1 protein-coding gene is annotated in these 2,068 nt (G+C 56.2%); it reads left to right on the forward strand.

Going from position 1 to position 2,068, the window contains the following annotated elements:
* Nucleotides 1-1,076: 1,076 nt before the first annotated feature.
* A partial coding sequence (locus M8370_RS23140) for a primase/helicase family protein (protein ID WP_250021849.1) occupies nucleotides 1,077-2,068 on the forward strand: 992 nt, incomplete at its 3' end.

A 2,068-nucleotide genomic window follows, 5' to 3' on the forward strand; every position in this document is an offset into this window, starting at 1 on the left:
CGCAGCAGCAGGCGCTGTATGGCCTCGCTTTGGCTGTCGCCAATCCAGACTGACCAGACAGGCACGCCGTCCTCAACGTGACCGATAAGCCACGGGGCCATAAGAGGCGGCTGCATGATCGGATTCCCACGGGCTCCAACGCCCTTTTTGTTCTCAGCGACGCGATTCCAGCAAGACACGCAACACACGCTCCATGGTGTAGCCTTGCTGCCGTTCTTCTTCCCAACAAGTCTCCCTGTTCTCCCGCATCGAGGGCAATGCTCAATATTAACGGGAGGTAGCCGTGAAGATTCACCGCGCCACAAAATCACGCCCGTAGCGCATCGTGAGCATGGTCTGGCGCAAGCCTCAGGGTCTGCCTTACGACTTATCGTTTCGTCGTGAAGACGCTGGCAGGTGCTGACACTGACACATGATTTTGCTTTATCCGGGCAGGTGACAAACAGAATGCCGGGCATCAAATCCGGGTAAGCCTCGACGGCTCCGACAAGCTGGAGTTTTTCGGGTGTTGGAGAATCCATTTTTATAACCGCCTTTCATTACGTCATATACGCCGTAAGCCGCGCCATTGCTGGTTTTATCGTGTTTTTTATCTTGACACAATTCCGCAATTTTTTCTATATTGCTCACGGCGGAGCAATCACAAGGGCACCGCTTACCAATTTCAACGGCAGTTTGTTGAAGGACACCCCAGCCACGAGGGGTTAGATGGGTGCGCTCTCCACCCATTACGGGGCGTGAGAGCGAAAGGCGCAGGCCAGTGCGGTACTCTCCGGGGTAGAGATACCTGCATCACCGCATAAGCCCTTATGACCTGCAAAATGCTTTTGGCATGAAAGTACCTCTGGCCCTTCGGGGCCAAATCCTTTTGAAGTAGAGACCAACCCATTGAAAAAAATTTATCGAAAGGCGCTCGCTGAATTACTGAGGATCAGCGTTCGCCACCTGGACAACCTGATCGCGGCGGGGAAATTACCTCCCCCAGATGGCAGGACATATCCGGGAGGCAGCTACTGGCTACTAACCCCGGAACTAAGAAAAACAATCAAGGCGCAAAAACGCCCGGAGCGTTGAGAATGAGCGAGAGCAAAGATGAATTCCTGTTGTGGCCCGGCGTGTTTGATGAAGCGCTGGCCCGCGTACTGCCCGCCCCCTCTTACATGGAATGGGTGCAGCAGGTACGGCAGATCGCCTGCTGGGCTAACATCCTTAGGCTGAGCGATGCGCAGGCTATCTGCGAGCGCTGGAGCGCGTCAGGCGTTAATGCAGCCCCGGCTGACGCGGGACTTATTCGCGCCGCTCTCCGCCCTCAGTCTCTCGAAAAACTCAGCCCGTTCTCCATGGCTGGCGCGTTCCTGCGTGATTCTGGTCTTATCCCGGAGATTAACGCCGGGCGATTTGGCTCATACCAGCCCACCACCGCAGACCTCGCCAGACGTGAAGCACAGCGCCGGGAAATGGAAGAGGCCCACCGGGTAGCACTGGAGGCTGACGAACGGCAGCGCCAGATTGCCATCCGGCAGGCTACGCAGATTTATAACAAGGCCAGTCTCGATCCCGCGCTGTCGCCATACTGGCAGGGCAAATGCAGTGCAGCCGCACTGCCCCTACCGCTCCCGGATGACGTAAAAGCCGCAAACTGGCGCACCTTTGAAAAAGGCGCATCCAGCAAGGGAATTTACTGGAATCACAGCCTGATCGTGCCTTTGTATCGCGTTGATGACGAGTTGCAGCTGGGCATGAGCACCATCGAGATAATTTGCGGGCGTCCTAATCCAGCCACTGAGCTGTCATTCACTGGGGCAAAACGTGGCCTGAAAGGGGCTCAGCGTGGAGGATGCTTCTATCCGTTCAATATCGACAAGGCTCGCCATAGTGCGCCGCTGGTCGTCTGTGAGGGCTTTTCCTCCGGCATGGCGCTATCTGTCGCTATGGGGCACGCCCTGCCCGTATTCTGCGCTATGAGCTGCAATAACTTCGCCGCCGTCATTGATGAACTGCGCATTGTTTACAGCAGTTGCCCGATCTACATCGTGGGCGACGTGGGCGTGGGTGAGGAAATAGCTCA

The organism is Enterobacter cloacae complex sp. OE43NF, from assembly GCF_023544405.1.
Taxonomy (GTDB): domain Bacteria; phylum Pseudomonadota; class Gammaproteobacteria; order Enterobacterales; family Enterobacteriaceae; genus Enterobacter; species Enterobacter cloacae.